11 protein-coding genes are annotated in these 16,202 nt (G+C 43.6%); 10 read left to right on the top strand and 1 reads right to left on the bottom strand.

Annotated elements, in window-relative coordinates:
* The first annotated feature begins 125 nt into the window (after nt 1-125).
* From hsdR to K5L93_RS07255, 10 genes are all read left to right on the top strand, one after another.
* Nucleotides 126-3,695, top strand: coding sequence for a type I restriction-modification system endonuclease (hsdR, locus tag K5L93_RS07300; RefSeq protein WP_220719120.1), 3,570 nt, complete (start codon nt 126-128; stop codon nt 3,693-3,695).
* 118 nt (nt 3,696-3,813) lie between these two features.
* Entirely contained in the window at nt 3,814-5,475 is a 1,662-nt protein-coding gene (locus tag K5L93_RS07295) for an N-6 DNA methylase (protein WP_220719119.1), read from the top strand.
* Nucleotides 5,475-6,884, top strand: a complete 1,410-nt coding sequence (locus K5L93_RS07290; RefSeq protein WP_220719118.1) for a restriction endonuclease subunit S — start codon at nt 5,475-5,477, stop codon at nt 6,882-6,884. Before K5L93_RS07295 ends, K5L93_RS07290 begins: the two co-directional genes overlap by 1 nt.
* A 47-nt stretch (nt 6,885-6,931) precedes the next feature.
* Entirely contained in the window at nt 6,932-9,151 is a 2,220-nt protein-coding gene (locus K5L93_RS07285) for a DUF8426 domain-containing protein (RefSeq protein WP_246615015.1), read from the top strand.
* Nucleotides 9,152-9,156: 5 nt separating this feature from the next.
* On the top strand, nt 9,157-10,530 hold the full coding sequence (locus tag K5L93_RS07280) for an McrC family protein (protein WP_220719117.1): 1,374 nt from the start codon (nt 9,157-9,159) through the stop codon (nt 10,528-10,530).
* 70 nt (nt 10,531-10,600) lie between these two features.
* The gene (locus K5L93_RS07275) at nt 10,601-10,912 is read left to right on the top strand and encodes a hypothetical protein (protein ID WP_220719116.1); all 312 of its coding nucleotides are present in this window, start codon (nt 10,601-10,603) and stop codon (nt 10,910-10,912) included.
* A 53-nt stretch (nt 10,913-10,965) separates the two neighbouring features.
* A complete protein-coding gene (locus K5L93_RS07270) occupies nt 10,966-12,813 on the top strand; it encodes a metallophosphoesterase (protein ID WP_220719115.1) in 1,848 nt (615 codons plus the stop codon).
* An 18-nt stretch (nt 12,814-12,831) separates the two neighbouring features.
* Entirely contained in the window at nt 12,832-13,044 is a 213-nt protein-coding gene (locus K5L93_RS07265; protein WP_220719114.1) for a hypothetical protein, read from the top strand.
* Nucleotides 13,045-13,456: 412 nt separating this feature from the next.
* Nucleotides 13,457-13,948: a putative pterin-binding protein gene (locus K5L93_RS07260; RefSeq protein WP_220719113.1), complete on the top strand. Its 492-nt coding sequence runs from the start codon at nt 13,457-13,459 to the stop codon at nt 13,946-13,948.
* Nucleotides 13,949-13,960: 12 nt separating this feature from the next.
* Nucleotides 13,961-15,868 carry a putative bifunctional diguanylate cyclase/phosphodiesterase gene (locus tag K5L93_RS07255; protein ID WP_220719112.1) on the top strand — a complete coding sequence of 636 codons (1,908 nt, stop codon included), beginning with the start codon at nt 13,961-13,963 and terminating at the stop codon, nt 15,866-15,868.
* Here the strand turns inward: K5L93_RS07255 and K5L93_RS07250 are convergent.
* On the bottom strand, nt 15,858-16,172 hold the full coding sequence (locus K5L93_RS07250) for a primosomal replication protein PriC (protein WP_220719111.1): 315 nt from the start codon (nt 16,170-16,172) through the stop codon (nt 15,858-15,860). The two genes, K5L93_RS07255 and K5L93_RS07250, sit on opposite strands and share 11 nt — an antisense overlap.
* Between the last annotated feature and the right edge of the window lie 30 nt (nt 16,173-16,202).

The raw sequence follows: 16,202 nt of genomic DNA, 5'->3' as shown, positions 1-16,202 counted from the left end.
GAAAGTGCTTTGAATGCTGATAAGTATCAATATTTTGCATGGTATTACTGGTAATTCATGATGAATAAAGCACTCTATAGCCAATTAGATATTTACTGTGGAAAGGGAACGATTTAGGTACAACTATGCAAAAGTCGAACTTTGAATTTTTAAGAACTGCCAGCCCAAATATGTTCAATGCATTGTTATCGGCAGAGCATAACCTTCATGGTGACCCCAACATTACATTAGTTAAATTGAGAATGTTTGGTGAGATGTGCGCCCAGTCCCTTGCCACACGTATGAACATGTCGATCCCGAAGCAGCAAATCGACTTAATAGACGCATTAAAGTTCACCAATAAAATTAGTGCTGATTTGATCAGTGCTTTTCATAGAATTCGAGTTCTGGGGAATAAAGCTGCGCACTCTAACTATGATGATGCTAATGATGCCAAACTAGCTCTCATGTTGGCTCATCACATCGCTTTTTGGTACTACAAGCTAATCACTGAGCAGTTTGACTTGCAAAAGCCCAACTTCGTAGAGCTAGCCCCAATCGACAACACACTCGCCACAGAAGAATTAGCAGTACTACGTAAGGAGCTTAGCGAACTACGAAAAAAATCGGCTAATACCGAAGAGGCACTTAAACACAAAGAAAGTAAAGTTGTTGATTTCCAAGGTTACATAACATTGCTTGAAAGTCGGCAAAGCGAAACAGAGCAACAATCTCAACTACGAATTGCGGCCTTAGAAGCTGAACTAGCTAAGCAAAAACAGCAGTTTGAGGGCCTAAATGAGCAACAAGAAAAAGCCAAGATTCACGAGTTTGTAGAAAAAACCAAGAAAAACAAATTCGAGCTCAGCGAAGCTGAAACCAGATTCATTATTGATGCCCAACTACGCCAAGCCGGTTGGGAAGTGGATAGTGACACTCTTAATTACAGTAAAGGAACCCGTCCTCAAAAGGGTAAAAATATGGCCATTGCAGAATGGCAAATAGGTGACAACAAACTTCGAGCTGATTATGTATTGTTTATTGGTCTCCAGCCTGTTGCCATTGTAGAAGCAAAGAAAAAAGCCTTAAGCGTGCAAGATGCCTTACCACAAGCCAAAAATTACGCGGACACGTTTAATTATCAAGATTTTGCGCAAGAAAACGGGTTGGTATTTGTTGCTGGTGTAGCCGAGCAAGCTAAAAAAAATAGGGCAACCCTAAGTCTTAGCAAAAATAAAGTCGCTGAACCCAGCAAAGTCACTTACCAAGCGGCAAATAGTGAACTAAGAGAACAAGATAAGCTAAAGCCTATCTCATATCTCTACAGTGCTAATGGGCGTGAATATTTACAACAGGTGAAAAGCCAAAGCGGTATCTGGTGTGCAACTGCCGATGGCAAGAATCAACGTGTATTAAGCGCATTTCACTCACCGCAAGATCTACAAGCCAAACTAACCAAAGATCGCGCTAAAGCGTTGGAGTGGCTAGAGTCCCACGACAAAAAAGAGCTCGACCTATTCAAACCCTCGGAGTTAGCGGTAGATGCAGTAGAAGAAGCCATTGAAGCAGGGCAAGAAAATCTACTAGTAGCCATGGCAACCGGTACCGGTAAAACCCGTGTTGCAGGGGCAACCATGTACCGATTGCTCACCTCTGGTTTATGCCGTAACGCCTTATTTTTGGTCGACAGACGCTCATTAGGCACCCAAGCGGTTAACTCGTTTAAAGAGTACCGTATTCGCCAAATGCCGCTGGCAGATCACTACAACCTGTATGAGTTAGGTGAAAAAACCAACCAAGCCGGAGATAAGCCTTGGATTCAAATAGCAACGGTGCAATCTCTTTCGCTTATGCTGCAAAGTGAGAATAACCCGCTTAGCCCAGGCATGTACGACTGCATCATCGTTGACGAAGCACACCGAGGCTACAACGAAGATAGCGAGCAAACCGAAGGCGAAATGCTGTTTAGAGATCAAGCGGAATATCAATCGAAATACCGCCAAGTAATCGACTATTTCGACGCGATTAAAATTGGTTTAACCGCAACACCAGCCACTAATACCATGAAAATTTTTGGTAAACCTATCTATGAATATCGCTTTAACCAAGCGGTATTAGATGGCCGATTGGTCGACCAAGAGCCGCCAATCATCATCGATACCGAGCTCACCCAACAGGGTGTTCAATTTGATAAAGGCGCATCGGTAGAACAGTTAGTGGATGGCGAGATCATAGAAGGGGTGCTACCAGAAGACCTGAATATTGATATCTCAGGCTTTAACCGCAAAGTATTGGTGCCAGAATTTAACCGCGCAGTATGTAACGCGCTGCCAGAGTATATCGACCCAAGCAAAGCTGAGAAAACTCTGGTGTTTTGTGTTAACGATGTTCACGCAGATGAAGTGGTGAACATGCTACGCGACACCTACCGAGCAGCCCTTGGCGATGAAGTGGACAATGCAATTATCAAAATCACCGGCAAATCTGCTAGTGGTGATAGCAAGCAAATTGAATCACTTATCACCCGCTATCGAAAAGAGCGCTTGCCAAATATTGTGGTCACGGTGGATCTATTAACCACCGGTATCGACGTACGTTCAATTTGTAACCTGGTGTTCTTGCGGCAGGTGAAAAGCCGCATCCTTTATGAACAAATGAAAGGCCGTGCCACCCGTACTTGTGACGAAATTAATAAGCAAACCTTCCGAATCTTCGATGCGGTCAACCTCACCGAAACCATCGAGCGTTTAGGGGCCGACAATCTAATGAAGCCCGTTGTTACTAAGCCTAAGCTCACTTTAGAACAGCTTGTGGAAGAGATGGCCTGCCCAGATGCCAACGAGCATACGCAAGATGATGGCAATAGCTTTGCGCAGCAATCCTTAGATGCTTTTACCGTTAAACTTAGTCGCACACTAAATAAGGCCGATAAGCTTAAACTCGAAAAAGAAGGCGTAGCCGCCGAGCTAAACCAACTAGATGCGCTGGTGGCGGATAAGTTCCCAGAGCTAGAAAGTGCCAAGCAACTGCCCAAACACTTGCATCAGTTAGGGCCAAAAGCCGCAGCAGAAACGATAAAAAATAACCCGTGGATCCTCAACCGTGAACCCGCCATGCGCCAAGCCATCAACTTTGGCGAAAAAGCACCGCTCATCTACACTGGCGATGTTGGCGAAGTCACTGTTACGCAAAACTGGGGCGGTTACCAGCAACCAGAAGAGTATTTAGCCGCCTTTGAGCGCTTTGTACAAGAGAACCAAAACAAAGTCACCGCCTTAGATACGGTGGTGAATCGCCCGCGCGATCTCACCAAGGCCGATCTGGTTTCCCTACTAAGCCAAATGGAAGCCAAACAGTTTAATGAACAAACCTTGCTACAAGCGCGTAAAGCCGCCAAACAAGAAGATATAGCAGCAAGAATTATTGGCTTAATTCGCCAAGCGGCTATTGGCTGCCCCTTAATCGCCTTTGAAAAGCGTTTAAGCCATGCGCAAGAGACCATCTCGGCACGTTATAAGCTTACGAAACCACAACAACGTTGGTTAAAGCGTATAGTGAATCAAATGCGTGAAGATCTGGTATTAAATGATGATTCATTTAAAGTAGGCACCCTGCGTACCAAGGGGGGTAAAAGCCGCGCCGATAAAGAATTAAATGGCCAACTAGAGGTCATTATGAAAGACCTTGTCGAAGCCACATGGGACGAGTCGGCTTAACCCTAATCCCTTTCCCAAACAACAGTAGGGTTAGCCTTTTAAAACGGTTAACCCTTTTAATTTTGCTAACGCGTAACCCTGCATTGGGGGCGTGACCAGCAGCACTAGGAAATAGAATATGAATACCAATGAAATTGTCGGCAAATTGTGGAATCTGTGTAACGTATTGCGTGATGACGGCATCACCTATCAAGACTACGTCACCGAGCTGGCATCGCTGTTATTCATAAAAATGTGTGACGAACTAGAAGATAAGCAAGAGCTATTGCCACAAGGCTTGCGCTGGCAAGATCTTAAAGCTAAAAATGGCTTAGATCAGCTACAGTTTTACCGCCGCATGCTGGTGGAGCTGGGTGAAGACGAGCACAGCATCGTGCGTGCTATTTTCGCCAACGTGAACACCAATATCGACAAACCCAAGCACCTGCAAGAGCTAATTGCTGGCATGGACAAGCTAGATTGGTACGGCTCTAGCCGCGAAGACTTTGGCGATATGTACGAAGGTTTGCTAGAAAAAAACGCCGGCGAAACCAAATCGGGCGCAGGCCAGTACTTTACTCCCCGCCCGCTGATCGACACCATGACAGCCTTGCTAAAGCCAACCTTTGGCGAAATTATTCAAGATCCCGCAGCCGGCACCGCAGGCTTTTTGATCTCCGCAGACCGCTTTATTAAAAAAGAAACCGATGATCTAGAAGACTTAACACAACTACAAGCCGAGTTCCAACAGCGCCAAGCCTTCCAAGGTATCGAGCTGGTTTCTGGCACCCGTCGCTTGGCACTGATGAACTGCCTACTGCACGACATAGAAGGGCCAAAAAACAGCGAAGGGCCCATCATGTTAGGTAACACCCTAAGTGGTGATGGTGAAACCTTAGCATCGGCAGATGTTATTCTCACCAACCCCCCGTTTGGCAGTGCTAAAGGGGCAGGGGTGAGCCGCGAATTTACCCACATGACGCAAAACAAACAGCTCGCCTTTATGCAGCACATCTACACCAACTTAAAACCCGGTGGCCGTGCGGCAGTGGTGATCCCAGATAACGTATTGTTTGAATCAGGCGCAGGCACACGCATTCGCCAAGACTTAATGGACAAATGTAACCTGCACACCATCTTGCGTTTACCCACTGGCATCTTCTACGCACAGGGCGTAAAAACTAATGTGCTGTTCTTCCAAAAAGGCACGATTGATAACCCAAGCCAAGACAAAGGCTGCACCAAGCAAACCTGGGTATTTGATATGCGTACCAACATGAACACCTTTGGCAAGCGCCGCCCACTCACCGAAAAACACTTCGATGCTTTCATTAACGCTTATGGCGATGACAAAAATGGCCAATCACCGCGTGAAGAGGGGGTTTATGAAACGCTGGGTGCTATCTTTGCCGACGGCGAAGGCTTTGAAGAGCAGAAGCTAGCAGCGATTGAACAGGCCAAACAAAACGCCGAAGAAAAACAGCAAGCCTTTAATCAAGCCGAGTTCGAAGCTGAGTATCTTACGGCCAACTGTCGCTTTCGTAAATTTAGCCGTGACTACATTCGCGAGCAAAAAGGCGATAGCCTAGATATCTCTTGGTTAAAAGACTTATCTGCCACCAGTGCAGAAAACCTACCAGAGCCAGAAGTGCTAGCAGGAGAAGCAATGGCAGAGCTTACCGAAGCCATGTCTGAAATTTACCAACTGATGCAAGCACTTGGCGCCAATGATGAAGCGGAAGGACAAAAGCAGTTACTTGAAGCAGCATTTGGCTTGAGCGATGCGCCGGAGGCTGAGTAATGAGTGAATTGCCGAAAGGTTGGGTTGAAACGGAGCTTGGGGATGTCACTAATTATGGGGCAACAATAAAACCTGATTTGGATAAAATTGATGATAGTTGTTGGGTATTAGAACTAGAGGATATAGAAAAAGACTCATCTAAGCTGCTCAAACGTTTAAGTTTTGGTGAGCGAGCGCCTAAGAGTTCTAAGAATTCGTTCGTAAAAGGGGATGTTCTTTATGGAAAGCTCCGGCCTTACTTAAATAAGATGCTAATTGCTCCAGAGGATGGGGTTTGTACAACAGAAATTGTGCCTCTAAAAATATCGAATGACCTTTTTGAAAATCGCTTTCTTTTCTATTGGCTAAAAGGTAAGCAATTCAGCGATTATGTAAACGCAGTGAGCTATGGCGTCAATATGCCTAGATTGGGTACGAAAGATGGTAAAAGAGCCCCAATGGTTGTTGCCCCATTAGCCGAACAAAAACGCATCGTGGAAAAACTCGATGAGGTATTGGCACAGGTCGACACCATCAAAGCCCGCCTAGATGGCATCCCAGCGTTGCTCAAAACCTTCCGCCAATCGGTACTCGCTTCTGCGGTGTCGGGAAAGTTGACGGAGGAGTGGCGTGGGAAGGGTGACTACAGAGAGGATTATCTAGGTGAAGGTTGGAAGTGGGATGCTGTACCATCTAATTGGACAGCTAAATTTTATCCTGAGTTAGTCGATAGCCGCTTGGGTAAGATGCTCGATAAGAATAAAAACGTAGGTGAAGCAACGAAATACTTAGGCAACATAAATGTAAGATGGTTTGATACGGACCTTAGCAAGGTTCAAGAAATCCTAGTTTCAGATAGAGAGAAAGAAGAGTTGTCATTATTTAAGGGTGACGTTTTGATCTGCGAAGGTGGCGAGCCTGGTAGATGTTGTGTCTGGAGTAAGGATTCGGAGGAAGTAATTATCTTTCAGAAAGCATTACACCGTGCACGCGTCAAACAAGAAATTTTACCAGAGTGGCTTGTATACAATTTAAAGAATGATGCTGATAGTTTGATACTTAACCAGCTCTTTACAGGTACAACGATTAAGCATTTAACTGGGAAAGCTCTAAGAAGGTATCCGATTAGAGTTCCCTTAATTGAAGAACAAAAAGAAATTGTCCGCCTAGTCGACCAATACTTTGCTTTCGCCGACACCATTGAAAAACAGGTGAGCTTAGCGCAGGCGAGGGTAGATAATCTCACCCAAAGCATCTTAGCAAAAGCTTTCCGCGGTGAGTTGGTGGAACAAGATCCAAACGATGAGCCAGCCGACCAACTGCTAGCGCGCATTGCCAAGGCACGCGCCGATGCCGAAGCTCTCGCTAAGGCTGCTAAAAAAGCCGAAGCAGCACGAAAGAAAGCCGCTAAAGCTTCCGCAAACTCTTAATTTGTAAATCAAAGCACGTTAAAGCGTGCTTTTTTGTGGGTAATACAATGAGCACAGATTTTTTTACACAGAAGCATGTCGCGTTGTTAAGTAAATGGCATGGTCAAAAAAGCGATAGTTCTAACCAACAGCAGCAAGCTGATTATCAAGAGTTAAAATCTGCTTACGATATTGTTTTTAGCTGGGCAGAGGCGATAAAGTCAGCGTTGTTTCCTGATGGACGAGTTAAGATCCGCCGTAGCCCGGTGAATCAAGGTGGCAACTTTTTTTCTTATCTTTGGGCTAAGATCTATCCGTATGCAAATGCACCAGAATCTTTAGCTTATACCGTCCACATATCTACTGAAGAGCTTGCTGTTAAAATAGACACGGTTAACGCTCCAAAATCATTGGTAGATCAATATGTTGAAATACGTGGTGACTACTACCATTCCCCAATAGTTAAGTGTTTAGCGCTAGACAAAGGTCTAGCTATGAGCTTTTCCGACTTAGTTGCTTGGAGTATCGAAGCAATAGAAAGCTTTGAGCTTAGTTATGATCAAGTTGCTGGTTCATTAGGTATTTTAGTTGATGATGCCCAAGCACAAGTAAGCGTGGAAGATAATGACGCTAATTACACCGCCAAAAATGGAGCGAGCCAACAGATGAATAATACAATGGCTAGTCCGCTTAACCAGATTCTTTATGGCCCTCCGGGTACCGGTAAAACCTATCATACGATTGAAGCAGCGGTGAAAGCGGCAGAGCCGAGTTTTGTTTGGGCTAACCGAAAGGAACTGAAAGAAGAGTACGACCGCTTAGTGTTAGACAAGCGTATTCGTTTTGTCACCTTTCACCAAAGTTACGGATATGAAGAGTTTGTAGAAGGGCTACAAGCCAAAACCACGAAAGATAAAACCATTAAGTATGCTTTAAAAGCCGGCGCTTTTAAGGCGATTTGTAAGAAGGCTACGACTCAAAAATTGGCTAAGCCGAAAATAATTAGTGAAGACTCGAGAATATGGCAACTATCGATTGAAAGCAGTGGTAAAAGTGAGGTTAAAGAGCATTGTTTAGCATCTAACATTGCTGCTATTGGTTGGGGGCATGTAGGTGATATGGCCGACTCTCCGCGACCACAAAAGACTAGTGACAACTTGGCTAAAGAAAGCTCCCCAAACCAGGCGACGCTGCGTCATTTTTGTAATGAAATGAGTAAAGGCGATATTGTTTTATGCGTAAGTGGGCAAAAAACAATTGAAGCAATAGGCGTAGCTGGTGACTATGAATATAGACCAAAAGGCGTTTTGTCTAGAACTGACTATTGTCATACTCGAGAGATTAATTGGCTTGTTACCGGATTAACACTGAACGTGTATGACTTAAATTGTCAAACTCTGTTACCGATTAAAACCTGTAGCGAGCTTACCCGGTTCTCAGTATCAGAGTTACTGGTATTTTTAGAAAAAAATAATGTTCGACTAACGGATGATAAAGCCCAAAATGTTGAGAATTTCGTTTTGGTTATCGATGAAATCAACCGTGGCAATATATCTAAAATATTTGGCGAACTGATTACCCTTATCGAGCCTTCCAAGCGGGCAGGTGAAGCAGAAGCAGTAGAGTTAGTACTTCCTTATTCAAGAAAGCCGTTTTCGGTACCTAATAACCTGCATATTATTGGCACCATGAACACCGCTGACCGGTCGTTAGCGATGATGGATACCGCGCTTCGTCGGCGCTTCGATTTTGTTGAAATGATGCCAAAGCCCGAGTTACTTAAAACTTGTGTGGTAGAACATGGTGGCCACAGTATTGAGTTATCAACACTATTAACTACGCTTAATCAACGCATCGAAATCCTCTATGACCGAGAGCATACTTTAGGTCATGCCTTTTTAATGCCAGTAAAAGCGTTAGTTGATGCTGGCAAGCCAGATGAAGCATTTGGGGCCTTAGTTTCGGTATTCAAAAATAAGCTTATCCCTTTGCTAGAAGAATACTTTTTTGAAGATTGGAGCAAGATCCGTTTGGTACTCGCCGACAACCAAAAACCAGAGGAATTGCAGTTTGTTTTAGAAGAAGAGCAAAAAGCACAACAGCTGGCAAGTTTGTTTGGCAAGGGGCACAAGCTAGACCAGTATGGCCAATCGGTAGTTAAGTACACCTTGGTGGAGGGTAATAAAGCCGTTTGGCGTAAAGCCGCTGCTTATGTGGCTATTTATGACTCCGTAAAAAGTGACTCGTCTGAGCTGGATGAGCCTAAGGCTAGCCCAGAAGTTGAATAGTTAATATGCATATTACTGTATTTGAATACGGTTATTTAAGCTGCGATAAATCGGCGTGTGATGAGCTAGGCGCGGAGCTTATTTCTAGCCGAGCTTATAACTATTTAAAAGACGTTTGTTTAAGTGCCAGTGAATCTAACACAGCAAAATGCTTAGGTTTAACCAAGCGCTATGGCTATGAGCTTATTCAGGTTAAAAATTATGTGGGTGTTTTATTTACGCCCACTGGTGAGCATATTGAAGTGCTGCCTAAAACCGGTCGTACAGCGGCGACTAACAAGCAGGCGGTAGCGGAATCTCGACAAATATTGCTGATGATGTTGCAACATTTGGGGGTATTTCGTTATGTGGCGACAAATCAGGCCAATGTTGTAAGTAAACAAATGCCCTTGCTAGAAGTGTTTATTAGTCAGTTTTTACAGGCTGTGAATCGCTTAGTAAAAAGGGGGCTTAAAAGCGATTACCTTAGGCAACAAGCTAACCTGCATTTCCAAAAGGGTAAGTTGAATGTATCAAAGCAACTTAGGCATAACCTGGTTAGCCAGCACAAGTTTTACGTTGAATACGATGAGTATTTACTTAACCGTCCCGCAAACCGTTTAATAAAAACAGCGCTCATTAAGCTAGCTAGTTACACCCGGCTCGCTAGCCATCAAAAGTTACTGAGAGAATTACAGTTTGCTTTTATGGATGTGCCTAGCAGTACGTCAATTAAACAAGATATTAGCGCGCTTAAGCTTGATAGAACTATGGTGGATTACTACAGCCCTATTGCTTGGGCAAAGCTAATTCTTGAAGGCTTTTCACCACTAAGCATGAAAGGGCAAGATAGTGCTTTGTCGCTGCTATTCCCTATGGAGGCGGTTTTTGAAAGTTATGTGGCTTCTGTACTTGGACAACATATAAGTAATCATCCACTCTCTGATGAATTTGAGCTATTAACTCAAGCGCGCTCTTGCCACTTAGTGGAGCACCATGAGCAACAATGGTTTCAGCTTAAACCTGATCTGCTCATTAAGCAGGGTGAGAAGAATGTGTGTGTGCTTGATACTAAGTGGAAAGTGCTTGACCAGAGTAAAGATAACGGTAGCGACAAATATGGCCTGTCGCAGGCTGATTTTTATCAAATGTTTGCCTATGGCCAAAAATACCTTAATGGCCAAGGTAATATGTTTTTGATTTATCCCGCTAACGACAAGTTTCAAACCCCGATAGAACAGAGCTTTAAGTTTAGTGCGCAGTTAACCCTATGGGTTGTTCCCTTTTACTTGGATTTAGAGGGTAACAGTGTTTTGCAACTACCCAATAGCTTAGACCCAGAAATGCAAAAGTTAATAAGCTTATTAACCCCAGCACGTGAGCAGCAATTAGTAAGATAATGTGTAGCTGTTAGGTGGGAGCAAAGCAAAATCTCACTAGCAATGTCATGTTAGAAATTTGGGAGGCACTATGGGTAAAAGAAAAGACGCACAGAAAGCATTGTTGAAAAAGCTTTCTCAAAAAGAACAGCCTTTACGCACATTACATAGTGAGCTGTTTCCTGAAGAGTATGATTTTTATTATGACGACTTTGTTGATGCTAAGAAGCGAAGCCGAGGGGTAAACCCGATGAGTGAAGAGTATCAACACAAAACCAATGTGCGCCGTTTAGCTCTTGGTGTTGAGCCCTATATGGGCGGCGTGAGGGATGAGAGCAGCAAAGGCTTAATGAATAGTTGGGAGTATTGTCGCCTTTATTTATCACAAAATAAGCATGTTTAGCGTTAAACCTTATGTTTTCAATTTAGTTGACCATCTTGGAGAATGACCCTTATATGGCATTAATTTTACCAAAATACATTGATACCTTATTTGCCGATTTAAAGCAGTACGGTTTGCGAGGCAATTCAGCATTATGGGAACAACTAAAGGTAGCACTAAAAGAATCTGAACAAGCATTCACCGCTCAAGGTTTGATTGAGTGGGTACATAGCTATGCGCATCATGCCATTAGCCAAGCCATTATTGCAGAGCTAAGCGCTGGACAAGTTAATAGTATGAATCAGCGTGTTTTATCTGAATATGGTTACCACGCACGCATTGAGCCCAAAGATAAGCAACAAGATATTAAGCAGAACGGTGCGACCGATTGGCTTAGTGATTTTGTAGAAACCTTACTAACTAATCATGACACTGAAAATGACATTTATGTAGAAGCGTTTAACCAAGGCGGCATGTCAGGTGGTGGCTTTAGCTTGTCTTGCTGGAAGCAAGATATGTTGCCTGAGCTAAAGTTGCGTTGTTATCAGTTAGAGGCCGGACTTCAGTTTCGAGAAAAAAATGCGATAGAAAATCTGTTATTTATTGGCGATGTTCACGGGCAGCCTGAAAAACTAGATGCACTGTTAACTCACTCATCTTGGGATAAAGACGACACCAAGTTAGTGTTTGTTGGAGACCTCATCGATAATGCTCCAGAGAGTGGAGTTGACCACCTAGCTTTGCTGAACCAAGTAAAATCATATGTTGATAACAATCAAGCGTATTGCTTGTTAGGTAATCACGAATTTAATGCTATTGGTTGGCTGTTACAAAATGACGATGGTAGCTATTGCCGTGATCGTTCCAACCCAGGAAATATTAAGCAACACCAGTTGTTTCTTGAGCAAATTGGCGAAGGCAGTGCTGAGCATTACAAATGGATTGAATGGTTTAAGTCGCTCCCCCTATTTTTAAACTTTGGTGATATTACAGCGATACATGCGTGTTGGCATTTACCAAGTTTGGCCAAGCTCCGACCTTATCTAAATGAAGATAATTCTTTAAAAAGTGAACACTGGGTCGAGGCTTTTGACAAAGACCACGAGCTTTACCAGCTGATTGAAATTCTCTTAAAGGGCCCAGAAATTCAATTACCAGAAGGCCAATTCTTTTTAGATAAAAATGCTATTGAGCGTTTCGATATTCGAGTGGCGTGGTGGAAGCATGAATATTCTGTTGGTAGCTATCAAGAACTCGCGGTAGTGCCAAGCTCTCAGCGTCACCTTATTCCCAATGTACCTTTAGCGAGGGGAAGTAGAAAGTACAATATTGCGCCTATTTTCCCTGTGGTTATTGGCCATTACACCCTCGACCCTTCTCCATTTCCCGAGGCCTTAAGTGAGCAGGTTGTTTGTGTTGATTTTAATGCCGCCAAGCAAGCACATCCCTTAGTGGGCTTCTTTGTAAATTGCGACAGTTGGTGGGATAGCCCAAGTGAGCTAACCGAATGTGGCGGATTTGTCTGTGTAAATGAAATACATGCTGCAACTCTTGTTAATGAGGGAGTAGGTTGCATGTTGTCTGCTTGTTTAACTCCAAGTGGCCATTTAGTTAAGTCTAAACAGTTTGAGCAAGAAGTGGCGGAAGCTTTGTTGATTCGTTGGGATCCAATTGGAATTTACGATCCCGATGATGATGACCAAGAACTGGCTGATGAGTACGGTGCGTATGAGGCTGCGGTTAATCAATTAGCACAATCAAAAGACCTTAATAAACTTGCAGCATACCTATTCTTGGTTGAACGACATGTTATTGGCATTGAGCGAGAAGGTGCTGAGCGAGAGTGTGCAAAAATAGCCCACTATTTAGTGGATAGTTGGCAAAGCTATTTATCTAGGCAAGTACAGGATGATTTTTTTTAACTTAGGGGAGCATTCGCTATGGGCAGAAAGTTGGTTATTACATTGGATGAATCGACTACCGAAAAGTACTTACAATCAGTATCTACATTGACTGAAGAGCAAGTGGCTGCCGATTGTGAGCCTGCTGGTACACATTTAACCATTCTCGTTGAGGCTGCACATTATGATTCAGAGGTTTACTTAGGAAATAAGGAGATAGGGGTAGCTGCGGTGACCGTTGTAAGTGACTGATTTGTAGATCTGTTAGTGAATTTTCTAGATTATTTTTATATCTGGGAAACTTAGCATGGCATTCATGCGTTTTTGCTCGATTATATCGACATAAATTTCAGCTGTTTTTAGCTTTGATACTTGTAACTTGAGATAGGGGCTTACCTGGTGCTTTGAAATATGGTGGGGTATAAGTTGGGGTACTAAAGATGATGGGTTGGTAAATTTATAACTGTATCAAATGCTTATTAGCTAATGGGCGGCATGATGTAAGCCGGCTTCTCAAGCTCGAAAAAAGGGTAAGCTTTATAGCTTGCCCTTTTTTATTGGCCAAAACTCCCGCATACTCAGCAGACAACTGCAGCAAATGCGCTATGGTTTATGATGAAGTAACTAGATATAGCGCAGCTAACAACGTTAAGGAGAACGAGTTATGCGATTTTTGTTAGCATTAAGTTTATTGGTATGCTCCTCTTTCAGCTTAGCTGAATTACCAAGCCCACAAGACGAACCTATATTAACTATTGCAGGGCTTATTCTGCATGGAAATAATCAAGGTGCAGCAGACTTTGATCTAAAGATGTTACAGGCCTTGCCGCAGCACACCATTGTTACGCGTCACCCCTGGGTTGAAACGCGGCATCATTATAAAGGCCCAAGAGTAGCGGAAGTGCTAGCACTAGCTGGTGCGCAATCAAGCAAGCTTACTTTAGTAGCGCTAAATAATTATGAAGTTGAAATCGATTTTTCTGATATCGAGGAGTTTGAACCGATTTTAGCTTGGTCTGATAACGATCGCCCAATGCGGGTGCGTGATAAAGGCCCGTTGTGGTTAATGCTGCCGATAGACGACCACCCCGAATTACTGCAAATGCCCTACAACGATTTTATGATTTGGCAGTTACGCAGCATTATTGTTAAGTGAGTCTAGCTATTGATGAATTGGCTTATTCAGCTCCCGCAAAAATATAAGAAGTTCTTAATCTCCTTAGTTGTATCGCTTTTTATTGTTAGTGCGATTATTAGTATTTACCAATTAAGGCAAATTATTCAGCTACTTGAATCGCCTAAGTCGTCTACGTCTTGGTCGGTGGTTCAGCTGCAAATGGAGCACCGTCGTTTCATTAATTCGCTACAGCTGTATCGGCTTGGCGGCGTTAAGCATGCCGACTTGATGCTGCGTTATGACATTTTGTGGAGCCGTTTCCCTGTGTTACTGGAGGGCCAAGAAAATGCTGGTTTTCACAATATAAAGTCTGCCAGGCAGTTGGTTCGTGAGCTGTTTCAAGAGGTTCAACGCATAGAGCCTTTGCTGCAAGCCTTGCCGCCTAGCCATGAAAAATTTGAGCAGGTGATTGAGCGGCTAAATATGTATTCTTCCCCCATTAACACCTTAGTGAACAAAGAGTTTCAGCGGAACAGCGAGTTTGATAAAAAAACCGACTTTAAGTTATTGCAGCTGCAGCTGATTTTGTCTTTCGCTATTGGTGCGCTGCTAATCAGCGGATCTATTTTAATCGTGATGATTGTGCGTGAAAATCACATTAATCGCTATCTTGCTAATCACGATGTACTCACAGGCTTACCTAACCGAGCTGGTCTTCGAGAGTTTATTGCTAGCTTAGAGAACAATCGTCGTGATTACGCGATTATGGTGTTAGACCTTAATGGCTTTAAAAATATTAACGATTGCTATGGGCACGAATATGGTGATCGCATCTTAAACGTAGTGGCGCAGCGGCTAAATGGTCAAATGCGCCATTGTGATTATGCGGTGCGTTTAGGGGGGGATGAATTTGCCATTGTGCAAACAAGAGTGCGTTCAAGCGAAGACTGCTCTGGCTTTGCGCAGCGCTTAATTAACGTGATAGAAAAGCCAATGTCTTTGGAAGACAGAGAATGCTTTGTGGGCACTAGCATTGGTATTAGCACTGCCTTAGATAGCCAAGATGATTGGTTGACCATATTAGGCCAAGCCGATACGGCGATGTATCAAGCCAAGCAGGAATCGCGGTGCAGCTCATGGCAGTTTTTTGAGGGGCAAATGCAGCTCGCCAAAGAGCGAGAGCAGCATTTACTTAGCCAGTTTCGTGATGCCTTAGAAAACCAGCAAATGAGTTTGTTTTATCAACCCATTATGGATTTAGTAAACGATAAGGTGGTGGGTGCAGAGGTGCAGGTGCGCTGGGAGCATCCAGTTTATGGTTGGGTAGAACAGGCCGAGTTGGTGGATGTTGCCCATGCTTGTGGCTGTGTAGTGGCGTTAGAGTCTTGGGTACTTCGAGCATCTACTCAGCAACTTAAGCGTTGGCAGCATGGCTTAAATACCCATTTGCAATTAGCAGTGTCGATTTCTTCATCCACTTTACACAACGATTTATTAGTACTGGTGAATAAAGTATTAATTGAAAGCCGAATATTGCCGCATCGCTTAATCATTAACATTATCGATAGTAACCAACAGATGCTGTTGGATTGCGTGGATGCGATTCGAGAGTTGCGCCGTATTGGCGTGAGCTTATCACTAGACAACTTTGGCAGCGCTGAGTGCCCATTAGAATTACTAAATCATTTGCCGGTGCAATACTTAAGGGGCGCAAAATCTCTGATGTTAGACTTGCTAAAGTCGAGTGATAAACAGCCAATGTTAATTGCTACGGTGATGTTTGCTAATCGCTTGGGTGTTAAGTTGATGGTTGACGGGGTAGAGAGCGAACAGCACTTGGAGCAACTTAAGGAAATAACTAAAGAGGTAATGGTGTTGGGGGCAGCTGTTGCCACGTGGGCGCCAGCCGAGGAGTTTTCCCCTTACCTAAGAGCTAATGCCAATATTTCTAGCGAGTAAGCTGTTTGAAATCGGCCAGCAGGGTATGAATCTGCTCTAGTTTAGCTACCATTACTTTTAATTGAGTGACAAAATGCTCGTCGTCTTGGCTTTCTTGCAGTAGCACCAAATCACTAGCAAGTTCTTCTACGTACGGCAAAAATTGTCTGTCTTTAGCTTTAAATAAACTGTCTTTAAACAACTCGGTATACTTGGCTTTGCCTTGCTCTTGTTGCTGCTGAATCACAGTGTCGGCATCAATGGCTTTGTGGTAAATGTCTTTTAAGTTTTCTTGTATTTGCTCAATGAGCTTGGTTTTATCCATGAATGTAGTCGCTGTATTTGGGTGAATACG

The organism is Agarivorans litoreus, assembly GCF_019649015.1.
Classification (GTDB): Bacteria; Pseudomonadota; Gammaproteobacteria; order Enterobacterales; family Celerinatantimonadaceae; genus Agarivorans; species Agarivorans litoreus.
Note: the sequence above shows the minus strand (reverse complement) of the source record. Positions and strands in the feature narration are given on the sequence as shown.

Coding starts and splice junctions, on each gene's coding strand:
- K5L93_RS07275 (WP_220719116.1), top strand. CDS start 10,601: ATGGGTAAAAGAAAAGACGCACAGAAAGCATTGTTGAAAAAGCTTTCT.
- K5L93_RS07270 (WP_220719115.1), top strand. CDS start 10,966: ATGGCATTAATTTTACCAAAATACATTGATACCTTATTTGCCGATTTA.
- K5L93_RS07260 (WP_220719113.1), top strand. CDS start 13,457: ATGCGATTTTTGTTAGCATTAAGTTTATTGGTATGCTCCTCTTTCAGC.
- K5L93_RS07250 (WP_220719111.1), bottom strand. CDS start 16,172: ATGGATAAAACCAAGCTCATTGAGCAAATACAAGAAAACTTAAAAGAC.
- K5L93_RS07295 (WP_220719119.1), top strand. CDS start 3,814: ATGAATACCAATGAAATTGTCGGCAAATTGTGGAATCTGTGTAACGTA.
- K5L93_RS07290 (WP_220719118.1), top strand. CDS start 5,475: ATGAGTGAATTGCCGAAAGGTTGGGTTGAAACGGAGCTTGGGGATGTC.
- K5L93_RS07255 (WP_220719112.1), top strand. CDS start 13,961: ATGAATTGGCTTATTCAGCTCCCGCAAAAATATAAGAAGTTCTTAATC.
- K5L93_RS07285 (WP_246615015.1), top strand. CDS start 6,932: ATGAGCACAGATTTTTTTACACAGAAGCATGTCGCGTTGTTAAGTAAA.
- K5L93_RS07265 (WP_220719114.1), top strand. CDS start 12,832: ATGGGCAGAAAGTTGGTTATTACATTGGATGAATCGACTACCGAAAAG.
- K5L93_RS07280 (WP_220719117.1), top strand. CDS start 9,157: ATGCATATTACTGTATTTGAATACGGTTATTTAAGCTGCGATAAATCG.
- hsdR (WP_220719120.1), top strand. CDS start 126: ATGCAAAAGTCGAACTTTGAATTTTTAAGAACTGCCAGCCCAAATATG.